Origin of the sequence: Staphylococcus sp. GDX7P312P (genome assembly GCF_008385775.1) — a bacterium.
GTDB classification, from domain to species: Bacteria; Bacillota; Bacilli; order Staphylococcales; family Staphylococcaceae; genus Staphylococcus; species Staphylococcus haemolyticus.
Genome location: NZ_VUKI01000005.1, coordinates 150,950 through 175,294, shown reverse-complemented (window position 1 = coordinate 175,294; position 24,345 = coordinate 150,950). Strand labels below are relative to the sequence as shown.

The window sequence follows — 24,345 nt, the reverse complement described above, 5'->3', positions numbered from 1 at the left end:
ACTTTTTTGTATAATTAGCAGTTATAATTTTTGTTTTCGCCATAAGAAGATACTTACTATAGTCACAAGAACGAGTGAAATTCCTACAATGAAGAGCCACGATGAATAACTTTTCTCATCGAGTGGAAGCGGTACGTTCATACCGAAGAAACTAAACACAAGTGTTGGTAATGTGAGTAATACTGTAAATAATGTAAGTGTCTTCATAATATTATTCATTTCGTTAGATAATAATGAAGAATACGAAGTTGTAATACTCTCTAAAATGCCAGTATATAATTCTGTCGTTTCAATCGCTTGGTTATTTTCAATCACTAAATCTTCTAATAAATCTTCATCTTCTTCAAAACGTTTTATGGCAGGTAAACGGAATAATTTTTTAATAATTGTATCGTTACCTTTTAATGCAGCTAGAAAATATACCAAACTTTTTTCAACTTCCATTAATTTGTAAAGCTGTTTATTGGTAATATTATTTTTTAGTTCTCGTTCGATGCGGATTCGGGATTTATTTAAAAGTCTTAAATTTCTGTTGTAGTGGTTTGAAATAGTTAATAAAATATCTAGAGCAAAACGACTATGAAAATTTAAATTAACATCATCTTGTCGTGCATAATTCTCTAAGAATTCATTTTCAGCATCACAGATTGTCAAAATAAGTCCTTTTCCGATAACAATTCCTAATGGGATTGTAACGAAAGATAAGACGCGACGATGCGTAGAACTTACAATAGGTAAGTCGATGATGATAAGGGAATAGCCTGTATCGTCATCATATTCAATACGTGCGCTTTCATCAGCATCTAATGGATCTCGAATAAAGTCCTCGGGCAAATTATAGGTTTCAATTAATTGTTCAATTTCTTCTCGTTCAGGTTCTACAACATTAATCCATGATGCAGAGTGATCTAAAGTCGTTTCAACGATGTCATTGTTAGTTGAATGTTTATATGCAGTTAGCATAGCTAATGATTCCTTTCATATTCATTTAGTCTCAGTTGGATTGGGTACGTTCATAATGATTTTGAATCATAATACGTAATGGGCCATTATAAATAATATTAAAAATATGTTTTGTTAAATCATTTACAGAAATACGACTATCGTCTTGTACCCAATATTTGATGATTGAAATAGTAGCACCTGAAACATAACTATGAAAATACATTTCAGGAATACCATCTATCTCATGGTCAATACTAATATATTTTTGCAGATTTTCTTTAATTAAGGAATGAACTTTTTCTTCAAGTCTACTTTTACGTTCTAATTGAAGAATCGTATGATAAAAGTCCATATTATCGGAGATATGTTGTAATACTTTGGTCAAAATATTATTAATAAAATCATCAGCTGTATTTTCTGGTGTACTAGTGTCGAGTTGATTAAATTGAGTTGATGACCAAATTTGTGAAATGTATTCATCTTCCATATCAGTTAATAACATGTATTTATCTTCATAATGTAAATAAAATGTACCACGATTAATATCTGCTTGATTTGAAATATCTTGAACAGTGATTTTGTCGAGGTCTTTCTTTTTTAAAAGGTCTGTAAATGCACGTTTAATAGCTGATTTTGTCTTTCTTATTCTCCTGTCTTCCTTCATTAAATATCGACCTCCTAATAGTAAATAGACAAAAATCTACAATCTGTTCAATAACGTACGGTATTTGAATAATTGATTATTGTTTATTTTTGACTATCTCATTATAATTTACAAGGTATTAAATATTCAACACATTGTTCAATAAATTTTAGGAGGTTAGATTTCATGAATATTTTTAAAAGCAAACTATTATGGCTTGCACCTATTGCAGCGATATTATTATTAGTTATATTCTCTTTGGCTTTTTATCCAGCTTTTAATCCAAAACCAAAGCAATTGCCAATAGCCGTTGTAAACAATGATAAAGGTGTAGACATTCAAGGTAATAAAGTAAATATCGGGAAAAAAATTGAAGATAAATTAATGGATAGTGATTCTGATACTGTTAAGTGGGTTAAAGTTGATAAAGAATCAGATATTAAAAAAGGTCTTAAAGATGAAAAATACTATGGGGTAGCTATTTTTAACAAAGACTTTTCAAAAAATGCAATGAGTAAAACACAAAAAGTAGTAATGGATAGTAAAAAAGCAGAAATGAAAGAAAAAGTTGAATCAGGCGAAATTCCAGCCGCAGCTGTTCAACAAATGCAGAAAAAAATGGGCAATCAAAAAGTTGATGTAAAACAAGCGACATTTAAAACTATTGTAAATAAAGGTGCAAGTATGCAAGCAGCTACCATTACTGGTAACGTACTTGATGGAATGGGAGATAATTTAAATAAACAAATTACTTCTCAAAGTCTTAGCACATTAGAAAAGCAAGACGTTAAAGTGAGTGCCTCAGATATTAAAGGCATTACAAATCCTGTTAAAGTTGATAATAAAGAAATTCATAAAGTAAAAGATCATCAAGGTGGCGGTAACGCACCGTTCTTAATGTTTATGCCAGTATGGATGGGATCACTTGTAGCATCAGTATTATTATTCTTTGCTTTCAGAACAAGTAATAACTTCAAACTTCAACACAGAGTTATCGCTTCATTAGGCCAAATGTTATTAGCAGTTATTACAGCATTTGCTGGAAGTTTCGCCTATGTCTACTTCATGCATGGTGTATTAGGATTTGATTTCAATAATACTAATAGAGTAGCACTCTTCTTAGCTATATCAATCCTTGGATTTATTGGATTAATTCTAGGCATCATGGTGTGGTTAGGCATGAAAGCAATTCCAATCTTTGTTATTTTAATGTTCTTTAGCATGCAATTAGTAACATTACCAAAACAAATGCTTCCTAAAGGCTATCAAGGTTGGGTTTATGACTTTGATCCATTTACTCACTATACAAATACACTTAGAGAGATTATCTACATGGGTAGTCACATTGAAATGAATTCAACTATATGGATGATGATTGGCTTTATTATATTTGGCGCAATATCTAGTTTAACTGCAGCTATTGTAAGAAAACATAGTAATAAACGTACTGAAATTCCATCATAAGAATTTAATTTTATCCCTCGATTTAGCAGATTGCTATTAAATCGGGGGTTTTATTTTAATAAAAAAATCAGAAAATTTAAACTTTAATATATCGATTGACTATTATTAAAATCGGAGTATTATATTCGTTAGACATCTAACGAAATGGAGTGAGACCATGGATGCAACGTATCAATATTTAGTCAGAATGTTAGCGCATGAGATGAAACATTATGCTGACCGTAAACTAGATGAGTACAACGTTACACAAGAACAAAGTCATACGTTAGGTTACATGTACAGGCACAAAGATCGAGGCATTACACAAAATGAATTATTAAAGACATTTAAAAGAAAGGGATCAACAGTAAGTTCAACATTGAAGGGTTTAGAAAATAAAGGACTTATTTATAGAATGGTTGACCCTGACGACTCCAGACGTAAAAATTTAAAACTAACTCAAGAAGGTATGCAACTTGTTGAATCTTTTGTAAGTATCTTCGATGATATAGAAGCTATTCTTGTTAAAGATTTTAATGAGAGTGAGAAGCAACAACTTAAGGACTTATTTGAACGCATGTTGAATAATATTAAGACAGAAAAGTAATTATTATGGCTAGCTGTAATTTAAACCAAGTTGTGAAATTCAGCTAGCAAAATTTTTAAATTAATAGTTAGATATCTAATTGTTAGATGTCTAACATAAAGGAGATTATGGAAATGAAAGACGAACAATTATTTTACTTTGAGGAATCATCAATATTTAAAGCGATGATGCATTTCTCATTACCGATGATGATAGGATCACTACTCAGTGTCATTTACGGAATCTTAAATGTATATTTTATTGGTTTCCTAGATAATAGTCATATGATTTCAGCTATTTCTTTAACATTACCTATATTTGCAGTATTGATGGCGTTTGGTAATTTATTCGGTGTTGGTGGTGGAACTTATATTTCTAGATTGCTAGGTGCGAAGGACTACACTAAAAGTCATTATGTAAGTAGTTTTTCAATATATAGTAGTCTAGTATTGGGACTTATTATTGCTGTTGTAACCTTACCATTTACAGATCAAATAGCTAGTATTATAGGTGCAAGTGGTGAAACGTTAAACTATACGAGTGATTATTTGAAAATTGAATTCTTAAGTACACCGTTCGTTATTCTATTTTTCGTTTTAGAGCAGTTTGCTAGAGCCATTGGTAAACCGATTATTTCTATGATAGGAATGCTTTCAAGCGTTGGTATAAACATCATTTTAGATCCTATTTTAATTTTTGGTTTGCACTTAGATGTTGTAGGTGCAGCATTAGGTACTGCAATTTCAAATACTGTTGCGGCGTTATTTTTCATTGTTTACTTTTCTAGAAAAAATGAGACCTTATCATTTAATATCAAACATGCCAAACTAACTAAAGCAATGATGCAAGAAATTTTTAAAATTGGAATTCCAGCTTTCTTGATGGTAGTTCTAATGGGAGTAACTGGTTTAGTCGTTAATTTATTCTTAGCAACATATGGTAACTATGCGATAGCAAGTTACGGCATCTCATTTAGACTTGTTCAATTCCCAGAACTAATCATAATGGGACTTTCAGAAGGTGTTGTACCTCTAATTGCGTATAATTTCGTATCTAATAAAACAAGAATGAAAGATACCATTAGAGTGGTCATCGTGTCTATTGCTGTTATATTTGCAGTTTGCATGGCTGTCGTTCTTGTAGCCGGACATTCAATTGTTCATTTATTTAGTACGGATCCTCAAATTGTTACTCTAGCTACATTTATTTTAAAAGTGACTATGACATCATTACTTTTAAATGGCATTGGATTTTTATTTACTGGCATGTTGCAAGCTACTGGACAGGGTCGTGGGGCTACAATAATGGCCATCGCACAAGGAACAGTTATTATTCCAATTCTATTTGTCTTAAATAGCTTATTTGGCTTAAGTGGTGTCATTTGGTCATTATTAATAGCTGAAACAGTATGTGCATTTTTAGCTATGTTTATTGTGTATTCACTAAGAAATCGATTAACAGTTGATAAAGCAACTTTAATTGAAGCGGAATAACATAGTATAGTGACTTCAGCACGAAAAAATACTGGCTAAATGAATTGAAACCGGCAATAGCACTAATAATAAGTTGTTTATAATCTATAATTTTATAAATTGGGTGAGCGAGGCGATGAAATGATTTCGATTTCAGTCTCGCTTTTATTTTTGGATAAAAAGTGACAAATTAGAATAATTATTGTTAAATAGCACGCATTATTTTATCATAAGTAAATGAGCAAAATTTTATGGGAGGACGTCAATGGTGAATTTACAACGAAGTTCTAAAGTAGCTTTGGCATTGATAATGATGTTTTTATTATTGTTAATTCCAACTCTTCATAATGTCGCATCTGCGCATGCAACTTTGGAAAAAACTACACCACCACAAAATGGGGTTATATCGAAAGCGCCTAATACGATAGAGTTAACATTTAATGAACCCGTTAACGCTGAATACTCAGGTATTACAATATATAATGATAAAGGGGATAAAGTAGGAGATATTGATCCTACAACAACCGGACATTCTAAGACACTTACATTTCCTACTGATAAAGTTCAACAAGGGACACAGCAATTAGAATGGCATACAGTTTCTGCTGACGGTCATGAGATTAGTGATCGTTTTGAGTTTTCAGTAGGTAAGAAGACAGCTAACGGTGTTGATACATCTCCAGCATTTTACGAAAAACCTAATTTCTGGTTTGGGTTATTCAGATACATAGCTGAAGGTGCAACGATAATTCTTGTAGGTCTATATTGGTTAAATGGTATTGCACGACGTAATAACCTATCTACATTCGATGTATTTCCTAGACATATTGCAGTGTCCTTAATAATGATGATGGCATACTTGATGTCACTTGTACTTTATTTAATGACATTGTCTTCGGATGTATTAGATGCAATACTATCCCTTGAGCCTAGTGCAATAACACAATTCCCTTACATATTAAGTGCCATTGCTTTAATTGTATTAAGTGGTTTATTCGTCTTAAGAAACATGGAGAAATCATGGTACTGGATTGTATCTATTGCAATGATTCTAGCAATGAGTATGTCAGGGCATGCATGGTCACAAAGCGTACCACTATGGTCTATCATACTAAGAACACTACATTTAATAGGTATTAGTTTATGGTTAGGTGCATTAAGCTATTTATTGATTTCAGTATTTACACGTAAAAAAGATGCCGTAGATTTATTGCGAGAAATATTATTCAAAGTTAATGCTGCAGCGGTAGCAATAATCATTATTTCAGGTGTATTAATGTCTATTGATCAAACGAAGATTTTGTCAATTTGGACAAATATGCAAACTTGGACGGTATTCTTATTAATTAAAGTTTTTGGTACTTTAATGATGATGTTATTGGGATTATTGCAAACAACACGTGCACTCAATAAACGTAATAGAGTAAATAAATCTTCATTAATTATAGAAGTTTTAATTGGTATATTACTTATTTTAGTCGGAGTAATTATGAGCCAAATCAGTATTCCATAAAAGGAGAAAAAAGATGATAAAAAAATTATTAGCGACAAGTTTCATACTCTTTTTTACATTAGGTTTCTTTAAAGTAGCAGATGCGCATGTTACTTTAAACCCAAAAGCAGTTGACCCAGAATCTTATGAAAAAGTAGATGTTAGAGTTCCTGTAGAACAAAAAGATCATACTGAAAAAGTAGAATTAGAAGTTCCAAAAGAAGTTCAAGTTGTTAATATACAACCAGTAGAGGGCTATAAGTATAAGTTAGATAAAGATAAAAAAGGTAACAATACTAAAATTATTTGGACTGCTAAAGGTAAAGGCATTGGGCCAGATGAATTTATGGATTTTCCTATTGTTGTAGCCAGCCCTAAAGATGAAGGTAAGTATGCATTTAAAGCAATTCAAACCTATGATAACGATGATAAAGTTAAATGGACTGGAAAAGAAAATAGCGAACACCCAGCACCAACGTTAGAAGTTAAAAAGAATGCTAATGCAGCAGATGTAAAAGATGAAAAATCAAAAGATACTGCTAGTGAACAAACATCTTCAGGTGGCTCAATTGCTTTATGGATTGTGTCAATCATCGCAATTATATTATCATTAGTCGCATTATTTAAACATTCAAGAAATAAATAATGTAACGAGTGAGGCCAGGACCAAGTCTCTTTGTAATTAGGCATAACTTATTAAACTGAATTAAATTGTATATCAAGTTTGACTCAGTTAAAATCCCTCACTCTCATAATTCGATTTATTAACAAGTGACTCAATATTACAAATATTGTCACTGTAAAGTTGATGATAATAAATTATAATATTAATGTGAGGGAGGCATTGTTTATGCGACGATTATTATATGCATTTTTGGTCTACATGATCTTGGGACTTTTCAGCGGGTTCTACTATAGAGAATTGACAAAAGCACATCATTTTACGGGTGATACACAATTATCTATTGTACATACGCATACACTAATTTTAGGTATGTTTATGTTTTTAATACTGATACCATTAGAAAAGGTATTTAAATTAAGTAGTTACTATTTATTTAACTGGTTCTTCATCGTTTATAACATTAGTGTTTTGGCAACCATTGGTATGATGGTAACGAAAGGAACATTCCAAGTATTAGGGAAAAGCTTTTCTCCAGAAGCATTTGCTGGATTTGCAGGTATTGGTCATACAGGAATGCTAGCAGGATTATTATTGTTATTTTTCTTAATTCGACAAGCAGCACTCAAAGAACCAAGAGATTAATTGATTTGAAGTTAGACTTTTCATTTTTAATAGCACAATCGTGTTATTGATGAAAAGTCTTTTTTTAGCTAATAAAGTAGAATTGCAATTAAGATATGATTTTCTTCAATAATATATGCACATATAGTATAATTAAGGCAAAATAATGATAATAATTATCATTCGAAATGGGACATAATCTTGGGAGGATTAACAATGCAAGATGTAACTATAATTGGTGGTGGACCTGCTGGATTATTTGCGAGTTTCTATGCTGGTTTACGAGGAATGTCTGTGAGAATCATTGACGTACAAGATAAATTAGGTGGAAAAATGCAAATCTATCCAGAAAAGATTATTTGGGATATTGGTGGTGTAGCGCCTAAACCATGCAATGAAATCATTAAAGATATGATTAACCAAGGCTTACATTTCAACCCTAAAGTTAATTTAAACGAACGTGTAACAGATATACGCAAAATAGAAGAAAGACATTTCGAAGTAGAAACAGATAGCGGAAAAATTTATGAGTCAAAAGCTGTAATATTTGCTGTCGGCGGAGGGATTATTAATCCTAAGCCTCTTCAAATTAAAGATGCAGAGCGTTATCGTTTAACAAATTTACATTATGTTGTGCAATCTTTCTCAAAATTTAAGGGAAAAGATATTCTAATTTCTGGTGGGGGTAACACTGCTTTAGATTGGGCAAGAGATTTAGCTAATATTGCAAATTCGATTACACTTGTTTATAGAAAATCAGACATTAAAGGCTATGAAGCAATGATAAGTGTACTTAAAGCGTTAAATGTGAACCTGTTGCCTAAAACACAAATTAAAGAGTTAATAGGTGACAATAAATGTGAATGTATTAAAGAAGTAAAACTTGAAAATATTGAGACTGGAGAAGTTACGACACAAGCGTTTGATGATGTTATTGTTAGTCATGGTTTTGATCATGAGAATCCACTACTTAAAGACTGTACATCTAAACTTGATTTATACGATGAATATCGCGTTAAAGGCTTTGGCAACACGACAACAAATATTCCTGGCATCTTTGCTTGTGGGGATATTGTACATCATGATGCTAAAGTACACCTCATTGCTAGCGCGTTTAGTGATGCTGGAAATGCCGCAAACTTAGCTAAAACTTACATTGATCCTGATGCATACAAAGAAGGATATGTTTCAAGTCACAATGATGTATTCAAAGAATCAAATAAAAAAGTTATTAATCAATATATATAAGATTATATTAAGGGGATAGAAAATAATGATTAGATATTCTAATGAGCCACCAGAGGTTCAAGCGTATTGTGACTTAAGAGTTAAGGCAGGAATGAGCCCTAAATCAGTAGCTGCAGCTCGAAACGGTTTACCAAATGGCTGTTTCAATATTACGATTTATGAAGATCAACAATTGATTGGAATGGGCAGAGTTATAGGTGATGGTGGAACGGCATTTCAAATTGTAGATATAGCCGTTGATCCAGATTATCAAGGACAGGGCTATGGTAGGGTTATTTTGGAAAAAATAATGGCATATATTAATTCCGTAGCTGAAAAGGGAACTTATGTTAGTTTGATAGCAGACTATCCAGCTGACAAACTATACGAAAAATTTGGATTCAAGACTACTGAACCAAAATCAGGTGGCATGTATATCGTGTTTTAATTATAAAAACCACTAGGACAAATCGAAATCATAGAAAAACATGTATTTATATTGTTTCATTCTATGATAATGAGACTGGATTGTCCTAGTGGTTTTTTTCGATTTAACTATGCATCAAAATCAATAATAATACGACCGAAATTATCGTGGTTTAAAACAGTTGAAATCGCATCTGGTAATTCTGAGAATGAAATGACTTTTTTAATATCATGAAGTTTGTCAGATTTTAAGTCAGTTGCTAAACGTCTCCAAACACGCTCACGTAATTTTATTGGTGTGAATACAGAATCTATACCAACTAGACTTACGCCTCTTAAAATAAATGGATAGACAGTTGTATCAAAAGAAACACCACCTGTTAAGCCAATTAGCGCGACACCACCATTATTATCTATACGATTAGTGACATAAGGTGTTCCATTTCCTCCAATAGGGTCAATGGCAGCTTGCCAATTTCTTGAACCTAATGGCTTCTCATCATTATCTGTAATACGATCAATAATTTTATTCGCCCCTAAAGCTTCTAGTTTGTCACCGGCATATTTGTTTCCTGAACTAGCAACTACTTTATATCCTAAATTAGAAAGCATAAGCACTGCCAATGCACCTACACCACCAGATGCGCCACGTACAAGTACTTTGCCACCTTCCAGTGTCATGAAACCAGCTTTTTCCAATTTTTCAATAGCTAAACCGGCTGTATAGCCTGCTGTGCCATAAATCATAGCTTCTTCTAAAGTCATATTATCAGGTAATTTAACTACCCAATCGGAATTTACACGTGCGTATTCACTAAATCCTCCATAATGACTTACACCCATATCATAACTTGTTACAATGACTTCTTCACCTTCATTAATTGTTGGATCTTCTGATTTAACAACGGTACCAGCTAAATCTATACCTGGAACCATAGGATAAGATTTAAGGATTTGATTATTATCCGTTGTAGCTAATGCGTCTTTATAATTAATTCCTGAATAATGAACTTTGATTAAGACTTCACCTTCAGGTAAATCATCAGTAGTTAACTGAGTAAAGTCACTATTAACGCTTCCATCGTTGTTTTTATCCACTAAAAAAGCTTTAAATTGATTACTCATATTATGTGACTCCTTTATATATTGTATTAGTGGTTATTTTATACCCTTAATAAACCAGTTGTATGCTTCAAAGCCTTATAAATAAAAGGTAAATTAAAAGTCTCTGAGCTTCAAAAAATAAAAAAATTTTTATTTAAAAATGTATTTGAATTGTTATTGACACTTTATTGGGCTAAATCTATAATAAATTTGATAATGATTATCAATTGAAAAATTAAAAGTGTTTATATGAATATAAAAGACGACATAACAACGATATTAAGTTGGTGTTAAATATAATGTATACATAATTACACGATTCATCTTCAAATGATAATCTTCTAAACTATATTGAGGTGAATACATAATGAAAAAATTACCAACTATTTTATTAGCATCTTCTTTACTTTTAGCGGCTTGTGGCAACAATAGTCATAGTGACGATAATAGTAATAAAGATAAGCAATCGCAGAGTAGTAAAGGGGAAAACAAAGCAGCATTACAAAAAGCAACTAAAGAATATGAAAAGTATACAGATGGTCAACTTGATAAATTCTTGGATGGAACTGAAAAATTTGTTGCAGCTATAAAAGCAGATGATATGGATAAAGCGAAAGAATTATATCCTAAAGTACGTATGTATTATGAAAGATCAGAACCTGTTGCGGAAGCTTTTGGTGATTTAGATCCTAAGATTGATGCTCGTTTAGCAGATATGAAAGAAGAGAAAAAAGAAGATCAATGGACAGGTTATCATAAGATCGAGAAATCACTTTATCAAGATAATAAAATAGATGAAACAACTAAAAAAGATGCAGATCAATTATTAAAAGATGCTAAAGAATTAGATGCGAAAGCAGATACTTTAGATATAACTCCTAAATTAATGTTACAAGGATCAGTTGATTTATTAAATGAAGTTTCAACATCTAAAATTACAGGTGAAGAAGAGATTTATTCACATACAGACTTATACGATTTTAAAGCTAATATCGAAGGTGCACAAAAAATCTACGAATTGTTTAAACCTGAGTTAAATAAAAAAGATAAAAAATTAAGTGCTGATATTCAAAAGAACTTTGATAAAGTTAACCAACTATTAGACAAGTATAAAGACGGTGATGGCTTCAAAGATTATAGTGCAGTTACTAAAGAAGATAGAAAAGCTCTATCAGATGCTGTGAATTCACTTGGTGAACCTCTAAGTAAAATGGCTGTGGTTACAGAATGAGTAAAATAGATCATAATCAAAGTGACCAAGTATCTCGTCGCTCTTTTCTAAAAATGTTAGGAATAGGTGGCGCTGGTGTGGTTATCGGTGCTAGCGGGGCAGGCAGTATTTTTTCATTTAAATCGATGTTCGATACACCTGAGAATGAAGATAAAGATGCATTTGAGTTTTATGGACGTGTACAAGCAGGTATTACAACACCGACACAAAAAAATTGTAACTTCGTTGCATTAGAGTTAAAGACTAAAGATAAACAAGCGATTAAAGACATGTTTAAGAAGTGGACGCAAATGTCAGTTAATATGACCGATGGTGCACCTGCCGAAAAAGATAGTCAAAATGAATTATTACCCCCTGTGGATACTGGAGAATCAATCGGATTAGGTGCTAGTAAATTAACATTGACATACGGTATTAGTAAATCATTTTTGAAAAAGATTGGTATGTCATCAAAAATCCCATCTGGATTTAAAGATTTACCACATTTTCCTAATGACCAACTAGATGATGAATACAGTGATGGAGATATTATGATTCAAGCGTGTTCAAATGATCCACAAGTAACATTCCATGCGATTCACAACTTAATTCGTCCTTTTAGAGATGTTGTTAAAATGAAATGGTCACAAAATGGTTTTGTCTCTGGCAAACTAGAAGATACGCCTAGAAATTTAATGGCATTTAAAGATGGTACAGTTAATCCTCGTAAAAATGACGAGCTTAAAAAGTATGTCTTCATTGACGACGGTTGGGCTAAAAATGGAACGTATTGCATTATTCGACGCATTCAAATTCATATAGAAACATGGGACCGTACATCATTAGAAGAGCAAGAAGCTACTTTCGGACGTAAACGAGCATCCGGAGCACCATTAACCGGTAAAAAAGAATTCGACAATATAGATTTAGACGCTAAAGATAGCAGTGGTCAATATGTTATCGATCCAAACGCGCATGCGCGACTAGCACGTGAAGTGAAAACATCAATCAAACGACGTGCATATAATTATAATGATGGAACAAATGCCAAAACGGGTGCGTTGGAAACAGGATTAATGTTTATTTGTTTCCAAAAATCAACACAACAATTTATTGATATTCAAAATAATTTAGGACACAGTGATAAGTTAAATGAATATATTACGCATCGAGGTTCTGCATCCTTCCTTGTGTTACCAGGTGTAAAAAAGAGAGGCTATATCGGTGAAACCTTATTTAACTAAATTAGTCGTTGCGCTAGTCCTTACTCTAACGGTTATTAGAATTGTCCCAGCACATCAAGTGAGTGCTGCAGATGATAGCAAAATAAGTGATGTGTATGTAGCGATAACTGATGCAAAATCAACTATAGAAGATAAAGATAAAAGTAAAAAAGAAAAGCAAAGTGCACTTGCTGATATTAAAGAAAAAGTAAAAGCTTTAAATATTAAAGATAACAAAGAAGGTAAAGACGTAAAGTCAAAACTTGAAGCGGTAGATAAAGCCTCTTCAATGAATGCTAAAGCTGATAAATTATCACAGTTAACTAAATCATTAATCGCTTATGAAGATGCAGTTTCTACCAAAGATATCAGCGGTGAGATTAAAACATTGAAGCAACAAGTTGCTGCAAAAGATGATCTTATTAAAAAAGCAATCAAAAGTAAAAATGAGTCAGAGCTACAATCAATTAACAATAGTTTAAATCAAATTTGGACGACTCATGAAACAGCCATAAGAAACTATGATGAAGGTAAATATGGACAAATTGAAGTTAACTTAATGCAACTACGTGTTGCTATCCAAAAAGAACCTTTAGATACTAAGAAAGTAGACAATGCCTGGACAACCTTCAAATCAAGTATTGATACGGTCGATCAAAAACAATCCAGCTCAGATAATGGTAAATATAAAGTAACGCAACTAAATGATGAGTTAGATAAAGCGATTAAAGGGATAGAAGATAATAATTTAGATCAAACTGATGCGGCATTATCTAAATTTGTTCAAATTTGGCCATATGTTGAAGGGAAAATTCAAACAAAAAACGGTTCATTATATACTAAAATTGAAGATAAAATACCGTATTATCAAAGTATTCTAGACCAGAGTAACAAAAATCGCGTTAAAGACGGATTAAAAGACATCAACAATGATATCAAAGACACTGTTGGTCAAGACGGTTATACATTTGTAGATGTTATGATTATCTTTTTACGTGAAGGTTTAGAGGTATTGTTGGTCATTATGACATTAACTACAATGACACGTAATGTTAAAGATAATAAAGGTACAGCTAGTGTTATAGGTGGTTCAATATTAGGCTTAATACTAAGTATTACGTTAGCAGTTGTATTCATACAAACGCTAGGCAATAATGGATTACTACGAGAAGGAATGGAAGCTACACTAGGAATAATTGCAGTGGTTCTAATGTATATCGTTGGTATTTGGATGCATAGACGATCAAGTGCTAAACGTTGGAATGATATGATTCAAAATATGTATCAAAACGCTATTAGTAACGGTAATCTAGTATTGTTAGGTACAATTGGATTAATTTCTGTTTTACGTGAAGGTGTAGAAGTGATTATTTTCTACATGGGTATGATAGGCAGTATTACAACAATGGACTTCGTAATTGGTATTGCTTTAGCGATTGTAATTTTAATTATCTTCGCATTATTATTTAGATTTATAGTGAAACTTATTCCAATTTATTACATCTTTAGAGTACTTTCAATTTTAATTTTTATTATGGCATTCAAAATGCTTGGTGTAAGTATTCAAAAACTACAATTGTTAGGCACACTTCCACAGCATGGTATTGAAGGTTTACCTACAATTGGTTTTATAGGATTTTATCCTAATATTGAATCAATAGTAGCTCAATTAATATATATAGTGTTTATTGTGTTCTTCATTTTAAAAAATCGCCAAAACAAACAAAAGAATACTAATCTAAACTAATTATCATGAATAGTAAAATAAAACCTCGAGACTTGTGGGAATAACAAGTACTCGAGGTTTATTAGATATTATGATCGTTGTGTAATTCTTGCGATAAACATACTGAATTCAAATAAAATAATCAAAGGCAATGTTAATAATAAATTCAAAGTAATATCTGGTGGGGCAATAATACTCGCCACTACAAAACAACCAAAATAAATATACTTACGATAGTGTTTAAGTTCATTAACATCGATTAAGTCAAATTTAGCTAGCCCCATAAATAATGTTGGGAGTTGAAAAAGAACACCAAAAATTAGCAACCATCGTATTAACTCATGCAAATAGGCTTTAAAACCAATAACAGGCTCAATACTTAAAACTTCAGATAATGTTAAAGAGAAATTTATAATTAATGGAAATCCTATAAAAAACGCAAATGCAACTCCAATTATAAATAATAGTGCACACCATAAGCTATATTTAATAATAAATCCCCGTTCATTAACATGGAGGCCAGGTGCAATAAAAGCCCATAATTGGTAAAACACAATAGGTATAATTAAACACAACGCTACAAAGAAGATAATCATAATGTAAATCTGAATCATTTCAGTAAATGAAAATGCATGTAGTGTTACATGTGCACGTTTAATATAGTGTATAAATGGTTTCATCCACCAATGTGATGATACATATACGATTATCGTTGCAACAATAAAAGCGATGAACACTTTGACGAGACGCGATCGTAGTTCATCAAAGTGTCCTAGAAGTGTATTACTATTTAATGTGTTCTCGTTGTTGTTTTGACTCTTTACTGGGAGTATCATGACTTTCATCTGTATCTATATTTTCTGCTGCAGATTTAAATTCTTTCAAAGTACTACCAATTGCTCGGCCAAATTGTGGTAATTTTTTAGGTCCGAAAATTATTAATGCAATTATGCTAATAACGACTAAACTTGTCGGTCCTGTAATTCCTAATACAAACATATTGATAACCTCACTCATTATTGTTAATAATATCATCTATACTTTATACTTATTGATAAATATTATCAATAGAAATTTGCTCTGTTCACAAATAAAACGAATTTAATGCATAGTGGCATGTTAATAGGGAATAAGTTACAAAATAAAAAATGAATAATGAGCGGTATTTTAGGAGGTTAGAATGATGAGTGAATATATAACAATGATTGAAAATAGCGATGTGAGTGACTTACGTCAAATTTCTGAGACAACGTTTTTTGACACGTTTGAAGGAGAATATTCAGATGAGGATTTTAATCAATTTTTCAAAGAAAGCTATAATGAAAAAGTGTTGTTAAATGAATTAAATAATCCTAATTCATTTCATTATTTTTACAAGGTGAATGATCAAATTGCAGGGTATTTAAAACTTAATGTCGGTAATGCTCAAACTGAACCTAAAGGTGAAGATTATTTGGAGATTCAAAGAATTTATTTCTACAAGACTTATCAAGGTGGGGGAAGAGGACAAAAGTTTATTCAATTGGCTCTTGATAAAGCGAAAGAACTAAATAAAAATAAAGTTTGGTTAGGTGTATGGGAACATAATCAACAGGCATTATCATTCTATAAGAAGCACGGCTTTGAAGTCACAGGACAACATGAATTTATAACAGGTGAAGTAGTCGATATAGATTTAATAATGGAAAGAGAAGTTTAGCTATAGAACGAATAGAGTTTGGTGCTAATAAAATAGGGGAGTTGGGGTTCGGGGATCCATCCCCTGGCAAGGTTGATTAGAATTAAAAAAAACTTTTACAGTGCGTTTTTTAATTCAGTCAACTACTGCCAATATATATGTAGCCTGAGACATTGAATTATGTCCCAGGCTATATATTATTTATTATTGATAATATCACGCATAAGTTGAGTTAGTCTTTTTAGTGAGGTGTTATTACGGTTCACGAGTGGATGATTAGAAATATCAGTCAATGTATGATGGATTAAGTTATTGTGTAACAAATCTTCATCTGTATACCAAACTTTAGATAAACTTTCCATAACATCATCATAAACACCACGCTCTTGTTGATAGGCCGCATGATTTGGTGTATAGAGACATACTTTTTTGCCAATAGTTAAAGCATCAAAGATAATTGAAGAATAATCGGTAATTACGACATCAGATATTAATAATAAATCTTGAGTTTCAATATGATTTGGCGCTTCAATTGCATCTTCTGGAAGTGTCATGTCATCCTCTATATGGCCTTTGAAAATGACGTGATATTCTTCTATTAATTCTGGTGAAATCGACATCAATTCAGTTGAATCTTTTGTAGCATGCCATGTTGGTGCATACAATAATATTGGCTTTGTTCGATCAACATTTAATGCATCTTTAATTTTCTTCTGATGATTTTTATCATTCTGATAATGTAGTAAATAGCTAATTCTTGGATAACCATATGAAATCAGTTCCGTATGTTGATTTGGAAATGCCGTTTCAAATAAGCCTGTAGCTGCCTCGGAATCTGTTAAAAGGTAGTCTTGTTTTAGCCATTTATTATACTTTCGCGCTTTGTAATTATAAATATTTTTATTTTGATCTGGTTCTTTACTATCTAAGAATAATTTTTTAATTGGGGTTCCATGCCACAATTGAATAACTGTACCATTTGGTTTAAATTCATCAGGAATATAACTTTCAATGACTACAATTTTTGCTGTTTCAATAAGTTCTTTATTATTTTCAGCATCAGTAGGTAAAAAGTATGGTCCACGTCTATCGTTAGTAATGAAATAAGCTTCAGTGGTAGGATTTCTCTTCACAAAATAATTGAATAAATATTTAGAGTTACCTCTATAACCATAATCAAATCCTAAAAACACAACATGATTTTTAACTTTTGAAGGATCTTTATCATATACATAGCTTAGATTACGATGCTTTTTTAATGCATGATTTTGCATCTTTCTATAAATCCATTTGGGTAATTTAAATTTAGTAGTGATAAGCCAACTATCTACAAAGCGCATTTCATCTTCTTTACCCGGATATTTGAATTTACTGTAAGGTATAGAGTGACCATGAATGTATGCCAATTTGTTCAAATCAAAATGATTTATTTTTTTAATATCGAATGTATCTAATGATACCCAAAAAGCATGGCTAGTGCGACATTCATTGATGAAATCAAAAACGACGTGATTGTCTATATCAATTTCGTCTTTTAAAACAGAAATAACGGCTAAATCCATAATAGATTGAATATCATACTTAGATAAATGTAATAAAGCACGTTCAATATTAAAAATAATATTAGGATAGTGGTTAATATTTTTCATCCATGATAAAAATGTTAATGTATCCTCACCAAAATAACGACAGTCATTTAAATATAAACCATTTAAAGTATAATCTACTGCTATTGAATTATGTGTTAAGTCTATAGCTTCCAACATATCATGATTGATTTTAATATCATTTGAATAAGGAATGAAATGTGAAAAACCAGCTGATTTGGCTTTGTTTAATTGTAATGCAAGATGGCGCATGTTAGAAATATTTATTTGTTTAATCATCATACATTGTCCTTTAACTCTTAAATTTCTTAAATATATTTTACCATGTGACTAAAAAAAATTCATATTTACAAAAATCACATCATTATATAATTGAAATGTTTGGAAATTTTCGTTGAAAAATAGTGGGATTTTATTTTGTTGAAAATTTAACAAAAATTTTATAAAAAGTACTATATAGTATTGTCATTTAAGTAGAAAGATGGTATATTTTTATTGTGAAAAAGTTCACAAGATATAAATTTGTGAAATCTAGCATTATTAACTTGTCGACAAACTAATAAACAATATAACAATTAGAAGTACGCTCAAACTTCAATTGTCAATATCGCTAGAGTGATCATTAATACAAACTAAAGGAAAGAAGAGTCAGAATTATGTTAGTTCAAACATTTAATCCATTTGATAATTTGGTATTATCTAGTTTAATAGCCGCAGTACCTATTATTCTATTCTTATTATGCTTAACCGTTTTTAAAATGAAAGGTATCTATGCAGCTATCACAACGTTAGTTGTTACGTTACTTATTGCTATCCCGTTCTTCAAATTACCACTTGGCATTGCAACAGGTGGTGTTGTAGAAGGATTCTATCAAGGTATTATTCCGATTGGTTATATTGTCATGATGGCAGTATTACTTTATAAAATCACTCAAGAATCTGGTCAATTTAATACGATTCAAGACAGTATTACAAGTATTTCACAAGACCAACGTATACAATTATTACTTATTGGTTTCTCATTTAATGCATTTTTAGAAGGTGCTGCTGGTTTTGGTGTACCGATTGCAATTTGTGCGTTATTACTTGCTCAATTAGGTTTTAGACCTTTACAAGCTGCAATGTTATGCTTAGTAGCAAATGCTGCTTCAGGTGCTTTCGGTGCTATAGGAATTCCAGTAGGTGTTGTAGATACACTACACTTACCAGGTGGCGTTCACGCAATGGGCGTATCTCAAACATCTACATTAACATTAGCAATTATTAACTTCTTTATACCATTTTTACTTATCTTTATCATTGATGGTTTAAAAGGTGTAAAAGAAACATTACCTGCTATCTTAGTTGTATCTGTTACGTATACAGTATTACAAGGTTTACTAACAGTATTTAACGGACCTGAATTAGCTGATATTATCCCACCATTAGTAACTATGGGAGCTTTAGCTTTATTCTCTAGAAAATTCCAACCAAAACATATTTTCAGAGTACAGAAAGATGTGGAACCTGAACCGGCAAAACATCACAATGCAAAAGAAATTATCTATGCATGGAGTCCATTTGTTATATTAACAGTTGTAGTTATGATTTGGAGCGCACCATTCTTTAAAAACTTATTCTTACCAAATGGTAAATTATCTTCATTAGTGCTTAACTTTAATTTACCAGGTACTTTCAGTGAAGTCGCTCATAAACCAATTATGTTAAGTTTCAATTTTATTGGTCAAACTGGTACAGCGATTTTAATTACAATTATTATTACAGTATTAATGGCTAAGAAAGTAAGTTTCGGAGATGCAGGACGTTTATTCGGTGTAACTTTTAAAGAACTATGGTTACCAGTATTAACAATTTGTTTCATCTTAGCAATCTCTAAAATCACTACATATGGTGGTTTAAGTGCAGCAATGGGTCAAGGTATTGCTAAAGCTGGAAACGTGTTCCCAGTGTTATCACCAATCTTAGGTTGGATTGGCGTATTTATGACAGGATCAGTTGTTAATAACAACTCATTATTCGCACCAATTCAAGCTTCAGTTGCACAACAAATTGGAACAAGTGGTTCATTACTAGTAGCTTCAAACACAGTGGGTGGTGTAGCAGCGAAATTAATTTCACCTCAATCAATAGCAATTGCGACTGCTGCTGTTAAAGAAGTAGGTAAAGAATCAGAATTACTTAAAATGACATTACGTTACAGTGTTGGATTACTAATCTTCATCTGTATTTGGACATTTATCTTATCTCTAATTCTGTAATTAATATACAATATTATTCTAAGATATAATTATTTCAAAAAAAGCCCGTAAATGAATTGTGAAAATTCGTTTACGGGCTTTTTGAATATTCATAGCAGTCCCCACAAATAAACATAATTATAAGTAGAATTAAACGTTATTAATTGCGGTCATAAATTTTTCATAAACCGTGTTAGGCGTATAATGCTTCAAAGTAACATGTCCTTCATTGATCATCTGACTAGCTTCATCGACGTGGTTAATAGCGATGTCTATATATTTTGCTAAAGAACCAGCATCACCATAATTGGCTAAATAGCCATTGGAATTATGATTAATAATGCTAGCAGGTCCAAGTGTATCTTTAAAGCTGATAACAATATTATCTTGAGCCATAGCTTCTAATAAAACCATACCAAAGCCTTCATTTCTCGACGGTACCACAGTAATTTTACTGTTAGATAATTTGGTATTAAGTTGTTGAGTTGCAGGATAGATAGTAATTAAATCATTTAATTGATGCTGATCAATCAATTGTTGCAAATGTCCACGCTCTTGACCATCACCATATATTTCTACTTTAAAATTCAATCGCTTAAGGTCATTTTGAATACGGCGAACACTTTCTATTAAAATATCAAACCCTTTTTCAAATTCTAATCTACCTGCACTAATAATGATATTTTCTTTCTTAGTATCATGTTTTACTGGATTGATGATATTTGGAATTGTGTAAACAGGTGTGTCGATTTGTTGCTCGTAATTCAGTTGATCTTGTTGAGTTAGCGTTGTGACTAAATCTATGTTGCGATAGGCAGTGAGTATATCTTGTTGATAATTTTCCGGATGTGCATGTAGGTTCATATGCTCCATTCCCACAGTTATGACATTGTTTGAATGATACTTTGAAATTAAAATATTAAAGCTCGCTCTAGTACCTACAAGTACATCTGTATCAACTTTTTTAATTGCTTTAATCATTTTATGTTCTACATACTTGGAAAATTGATTTAACCCCGGCTCAAACTGATTTATTTCTTTTGGTTTCAATAGTGAAGTATATTTATTTAAACGATTCATCATTATTGCTTTAGTGTTCTGAGGTTTTAAACGGTAGTCTACTAATGTCTGTATTTTTATTTTGTCATTTATTTCAAAGTAAGGCTCGTCTTGAGCTCGAAACACAGAAATAATTTCTATGTGATGTCCTTTGTCGGCAAGTGTATTAGCTAATTCAGAAACTGCTTTAACTGTTCCACCTAATGCATAAATATTATGCATGAAAAATGTGAATGATTTCATAGTTACACCTCAAATAATTCATAATAGAAAATTATAGCATTTCTGAGATGTGTCTAATAGTAATAGCCAATGCTAACTAAGATATTGTATGTCTATCCTTTATTCCTGATAAAAGATGAAAACTTTATGTAAACACTTTTTTCATAGAACGATTATGTATATAATTAAACTAGTTATTAAAAAAGTCGATTTACGTTCTGCGTAAAGTTAATATTAAAAATTTTAATAAATAAAGAAAGCGTTTTAATTTATTAAGCCAAGATCAATTTCCTATCGACTAAAGATGTGAAAAAAAGGGGGACTGTATTGTTATGAGTTCAGAACATAGCAAAACAGATGTCATCTTAATAGGTGGCGGTATAATGAGCGCAACACTCGGTACGTTATTAAAAGAATTATCTCCAGACAAAGAAATTAAAATATTTGAAAAATTAGAACAATCTGGTGAAGAAAGTTCAAATGTTTGGAATAATGCTGGCACAGGGCATTCTGCACTTTGTGAATTGAATTACACTAAAGAAGGCAAAGAAGGCTCTGTTGATATTACTAAAGCAATTAAAATCAATGAACAATTCCAAGTATCTAAGCAATTTTGGGCACATTTAGTAAGAACTGGACAATTAGAAAATCCATCTAACTTCATTCAATCAGTGCCACATATGAGTTTCGTAAAAGGTATCTTCAATGTAAAATTCCTTAAAAACAGAGTAGCAGCATTAAAAGAAAATATACTATTTGAAAAAATGGATATTACTGAAGATCGTGAAAAAATTAAAGAATGGGTACCTTTAATGGTTGAAGGAAGAACATCACATGTTCCAATTGCATTATCTCGTGATGAAAGTGGGACAGATGTAAACTTTGGTGCACTAACAAAAAAACTCATCTCTAATTTAAAAGAAAGAAATGTAGAAGTCTCTTATAAACAAGAAGTTGAAAATATTGAGAAACTGGATAATGGTAACTGGAAAGTGACTGTTAAAGATCTTAATTCTGGACAAAGTCATACGTATGAATCAGAATTTGTATTTATTGGGGCCGGCGGTGCAAGTTTACCATTACTTCAAAAAACAGGTATCAAGCAATCAAAACATATCGGTGGTTTCCCAGTAAGTGGTCTGTTCTTACGTTGTACTAATAAAGACGTTATCGAAAAACATCATGCTAAAGTTTACGGTAAGGCAAGTGTAGGTGCACCACCAATGTCGGTACCTCATTTAGATACACGATTTGTAAATGGTGAACGTGCTTTATTATTCGGCCCATTTGCAGGCTTTTCACCTAAATTCTTAAAAACAGGTTCAAATTTAGATTTAATACGTTCAGTTAAACCTAATAATTTATTAACAATGTTATCAGCAGGTGTTAAAGAAATAGATTTAACTAAATATCTCGTATCACAACTTATGTTAAAACATGAAGATCGTATGAATGATTTACGTGTATTTGTACCTAATGCAAAAGACGAAGATTGGGAAGTTATTGTTGCAGGTCAACGTGTACAAGTGATTAAGGATACTGAAGATAGTAAAGGTAACTTACAGTTTGGTACTGAGGTAATTACATCTGATGATGGTTCTCTTGCAGCATTATTAGGTGCTTCACCTGGTGCATCAACTGCAGTAGATATTATGTTAGATTTATTACAACGTTGTTATGGTAATGAATTTAAAAATTGGATTCCGAAAATTAAAGAAATGGTACCTTCTTTCGGACTTAAATTAACAGAACATGAGGACGTCTATCGAGCTGTTAATAAAGAAATTCAAAAATATTTAAATGTAAAATAAGTATCATTTCAATATAAAATCACATTAAGCTCCTTATAAAGTTTGCACTTTAAGTGTTTAATTTATAAGGAGCTTTACCATTAGTAATTATTTTTTATTTAATTGGTTATTGATTTCAGAAACATATTTTCTACTTTTTAAAAACTCTATAATCCAAATAATGATGTAGATAATGATGAAATAGAATGTGAAAATAAATATATTTGAAACACTTATCGAAAACCATCCAGATAAAATACCAATTGGTAATAATCCAATATAACTTAACATAAAATGCATTAATGTGCTACGTGTGATACTCCAATCTGTGTGCGAAAAGAAAAAGTTTGCTAAGTAAAATAATGCACCAATTAAAAGCCACAAACAAATGGCGATGAGCATTACTATTGGTTCAGACAAGTGTGAATAATATAACTTACCTAGTGTTGTAACTGGTGAAATTGGATAATATTCACCGCCAGCATTGATATAACTAAAAATGATAGAAAGTGCTAAACCTATAACTAAAGAAATACTAACAAATTGATATAATTTTCTCATAATGAAAGTCTCTCCTTTATGGATTTTAAATATCTTCTAGAGGAGTAGGTATAATCAATATGTTGCAAATAAATTCTAATCAAACCATTAGGTTCTAATTGCAATTTTTTAATCTTATTTATATTTACAATTTCAGATTTAGAAATTCGAATAAATGAAGTAGGAAGTTTTTCTTCAAGTTCATATAATCGTTCTTTCAATTTAAATTGTTCGCCATCTCTAATTGCAATGACTTGATTTTTATGTGTACGAAAACTAATGATGGTTTGAATTTCTATAATATGGATCATGTCATCTTGTTTGCCATAGAGTTGTTTTAAACTATTCAAATCTTCAATATTTGTAATAACTTGCTGTACTTCATCATCAAATTCAGGTGCGTGAATCGCGATATACTTCTCATCTTCTTCGGGTGATATGTGTAACCGTAGTTTCATTCGACTAATGC

At 31.5% G+C, this 24,345-nt stretch carries 23 protein-coding genes; 14 read left to right on the top strand and 9 right to left on the bottom strand.

Annotated elements, in window-relative coordinates; genetic code table 11:
* Nucleotides 1-21 precede the first annotated feature (21 nt).
* A complete protein-coding gene (locus tag F1592_RS02620) occupies nucleotides 22-963 on the bottom strand; it encodes a magnesium transporter CorA family protein (RefSeq protein ID WP_037535792.1) in 942 nt (313 codons plus the stop codon).
* Nucleotides 964-994: 31 nt separating this feature from the next.
* Nucleotides 995-1,609 (bottom strand): TetR/AcrR family transcriptional regulator, encoded by a 615-nt coding sequence (locus F1592_RS02615; RefSeq protein ID WP_037535794.1) that lies wholly within the window; start codon nucleotides 1,607-1,609, stop codon nucleotides 995-997.
* Nucleotides 1,610-1,774: 165 nt separating this feature from the next.
* Between F1592_RS02615 and F1592_RS02610 the strand changes: the two genes are divergently transcribed.
* The 8 genes from F1592_RS02610 (at nucleotide 1,775) to F1592_RS02575 (ending at nucleotide 9,502) form a co-directional block, all read left to right on the top strand.
* Entirely contained in the window at nucleotides 1,775-3,052 is a 1,278-nt protein-coding gene (locus tag F1592_RS02610; RefSeq protein WP_037535796.1) for a YhgE/Pip domain-containing protein, read from the top strand.
* Between the two features lie 157 nt (nucleotides 3,053-3,209).
* Nucleotides 3,210-3,638, top strand: a complete 429-nt coding sequence (locus F1592_RS02605) for a MarR family winged helix-turn-helix transcriptional regulator (RefSeq protein WP_037535798.1) — start codon at nucleotides 3,210-3,212, stop codon at nucleotides 3,636-3,638.
* A gap of 113 nt (nucleotides 3,639-3,751) precedes the next feature.
* The gene (locus tag F1592_RS02600; protein WP_149809410.1) at nucleotides 3,752-5,110 is read left to right on the top strand and encodes an MATE family efflux transporter; all 1,359 of its coding nucleotides are present in this window, start codon (nucleotides 3,752-3,754) and stop codon (nucleotides 5,108-5,110) included.
* 244 nt (nucleotides 5,111-5,354) lie between these two features.
* Nucleotides 5,355-6,602, top strand: a complete 1,248-nt coding sequence (locus F1592_RS02595; protein WP_037535802.1) for a copper resistance CopC/CopD family protein — start codon at nucleotides 5,355-5,357, stop codon at nucleotides 6,600-6,602.
* A 13-nt stretch (nucleotides 6,603-6,615) separates the two neighbouring features.
* Nucleotides 6,616-7,227 (top strand): YcnI family protein, encoded by a 612-nt coding sequence (locus F1592_RS02590; RefSeq protein WP_149809411.1) that lies wholly within the window; start codon nucleotides 6,616-6,618, stop codon nucleotides 7,225-7,227.
* A gap of 204 nt (nucleotides 7,228-7,431) precedes the next feature.
* Nucleotides 7,432-7,848 carry a DUF2871 domain-containing protein gene (locus F1592_RS02585; protein WP_037535805.1) on the top strand — a complete coding sequence of 139 codons (417 nt, stop codon included), beginning with the start codon at nucleotides 7,432-7,434 and terminating at the stop codon, nucleotides 7,846-7,848.
* Nucleotides 7,849-8,043: 195 nt separating this feature from the next.
* The gene (locus F1592_RS02580) at nucleotides 8,044-9,075 is read left to right on the top strand and encodes an NAD(P)/FAD-dependent oxidoreductase (RefSeq protein WP_037535806.1); all 1,032 of its coding nucleotides are present in this window, start codon (nucleotides 8,044-8,046) and stop codon (nucleotides 9,073-9,075) included.
* A 25-nt stretch (nucleotides 9,076-9,100) separates the two neighbouring features.
* Nucleotides 9,101-9,502: a GNAT family N-acetyltransferase gene (locus F1592_RS02575; RefSeq protein WP_053016581.1), complete on the top strand. Its 402-nt coding sequence runs from the start codon at nucleotides 9,101-9,103 to the stop codon at nucleotides 9,500-9,502.
* 107 nt (nucleotides 9,503-9,609) lie between these two features.
* On the opposite strand, the gene F1592_RS02570 is transcribed toward F1592_RS02575, so the two are convergent.
* Entirely contained in the window at nucleotides 9,610-10,605 is a 996-nt protein-coding gene (locus F1592_RS02570; protein WP_149809412.1) for an acrylyl-CoA reductase family protein, read from the bottom strand.
* Nucleotides 10,606-10,951: 346 nt separating this feature from the next.
* Between F1592_RS02570 and efeO the strand changes: the two genes are divergently transcribed.
* From efeO to F1592_RS02555, 3 genes are read left to right on the top strand one after another with little or no spacing between them, the layout of a single operon-like run.
* The gene (efeO, locus tag F1592_RS02565; protein ID WP_037535813.1) at nucleotides 10,952-11,815 is read left to right on the top strand and encodes an iron uptake system protein EfeO; all 864 of its coding nucleotides are present in this window, start codon (nucleotides 10,952-10,954) and stop codon (nucleotides 11,813-11,815) included.
* Complete coding sequence (efeB, locus tag F1592_RS02560) at nucleotides 11,812-13,038, top strand: iron uptake transporter deferrochelatase/peroxidase subunit (protein ID WP_149809413.1); 1,227 nt, start codon at nucleotides 11,812-11,814, stop codon at nucleotides 13,036-13,038. The genes efeO and efeB overlap by 4 nt, the downstream gene beginning before the upstream one ends.
* Nucleotides 13,019-14,764, top strand: a complete 1,746-nt coding sequence (locus F1592_RS02555; protein WP_149809414.1) for an FTR1 family iron permease — start codon at nucleotides 13,019-13,021, stop codon at nucleotides 14,762-14,764. Before efeB ends, F1592_RS02555 begins: the two co-directional genes overlap by 20 nt.
* Before the next feature lie 68 nt (nucleotides 14,765-14,832).
* Here the strand turns inward: F1592_RS02555 and tatC are convergent, their stop codons facing one another.
* Entirely contained in the window at nucleotides 14,833-15,579 is a 747-nt protein-coding gene (tatC, locus tag F1592_RS02550; protein WP_053016589.1) for a twin-arginine translocase subunit TatC, read from the bottom strand.
* On the bottom strand, nucleotides 15,530-15,760 hold the full coding sequence (locus F1592_RS02545; RefSeq protein WP_370444502.1) for a twin-arginine translocase TatA/TatE family subunit: 231 nt from the start codon (nucleotides 15,758-15,760) through the stop codon (nucleotides 15,530-15,532). Before F1592_RS02545 ends, tatC begins: the two co-directional genes overlap by 50 nt.
* Nucleotides 15,761-15,926: 166 nt before the next feature.
* Here F1592_RS02545 and F1592_RS02540 point away from each other — a divergent pair, with 166 nt between their 5' ends.
* The gene (locus tag F1592_RS02540; RefSeq protein ID WP_053016591.1) at nucleotides 15,927-16,442 is read left to right on the top strand and encodes a GNAT family N-acetyltransferase; all 516 of its coding nucleotides are present in this window, start codon (nucleotides 15,927-15,929) and stop codon (nucleotides 16,440-16,442) included.
* Nucleotides 16,443-16,618: 176 nt separating this feature from the next.
* Here the strand turns inward: F1592_RS02540 and F1592_RS02535 are convergent, their stop codons facing one another.
* Nucleotides 16,619-18,307: a CDP-glycerol glycerophosphotransferase family protein gene (locus F1592_RS02535; RefSeq protein ID WP_053016592.1), complete on the bottom strand. Its 1,689-nt coding sequence runs from the start codon at nucleotides 18,305-18,307 to the stop codon at nucleotides 16,619-16,621.
* Between the two features lie 377 nt (nucleotides 18,308-18,684).
* On the opposite strand from F1592_RS02535, the gene F1592_RS02530 reads away from it, so the two are divergent.
* On the top strand, nucleotides 18,685-20,286 hold the full coding sequence (locus tag F1592_RS02530) for an L-lactate permease (RefSeq protein WP_011275016.1): 1,602 nt from the start codon (nucleotides 18,685-18,687) through the stop codon (nucleotides 20,284-20,286).
* 129 nt (nucleotides 20,287-20,415) lie between these two features.
* On the opposite strand, the gene F1592_RS02525 is transcribed toward F1592_RS02530, so the two are convergent.
* Complete coding sequence (locus tag F1592_RS02525; RefSeq protein ID WP_053016593.1) at nucleotides 20,416-21,567, bottom strand: glycosyltransferase family 4 protein; 1,152 nt, start codon at nucleotides 21,565-21,567, stop codon at nucleotides 20,416-20,418.
* Between the two features lie 311 nt (nucleotides 21,568-21,878).
* Here F1592_RS02525 and mqo point away from each other — a divergent pair, with 311 nt between their 5' ends.
* Nucleotides 21,879-23,357: a malate dehydrogenase (quinone) gene (gene mqo, locus F1592_RS02520; protein ID WP_037535826.1), complete on the top strand. Its 1,479-nt coding sequence runs from the start codon at nucleotides 21,879-21,881 to the stop codon at nucleotides 23,355-23,357.
* An 87-nt stretch (nucleotides 23,358-23,444) separates the two neighbouring features.
* On the opposite strand, the gene F1592_RS02515 is transcribed toward mqo, so the two are convergent.
* Both F1592_RS02515 and F1592_RS02510 read right to left on the bottom strand, forming a co-directional pair.
* Entirely contained in the window at nucleotides 23,445-23,897 is a 453-nt protein-coding gene (locus F1592_RS02515; protein ID WP_037535828.1) for a DUF3021 domain-containing protein, read from the bottom strand.
* Complete coding sequence (locus F1592_RS02510) at nucleotides 23,894-24,334, bottom strand: LytTR family DNA-binding domain-containing protein (RefSeq protein ID WP_011275020.1); 441 nt, start codon at nucleotides 24,332-24,334, stop codon at nucleotides 23,894-23,896. The genes F1592_RS02515 and F1592_RS02510 overlap by 4 nt, the downstream gene beginning before the upstream one ends.
* Between the last annotated feature and the right edge of the window lie 11 nt (nucleotides 24,335-24,345).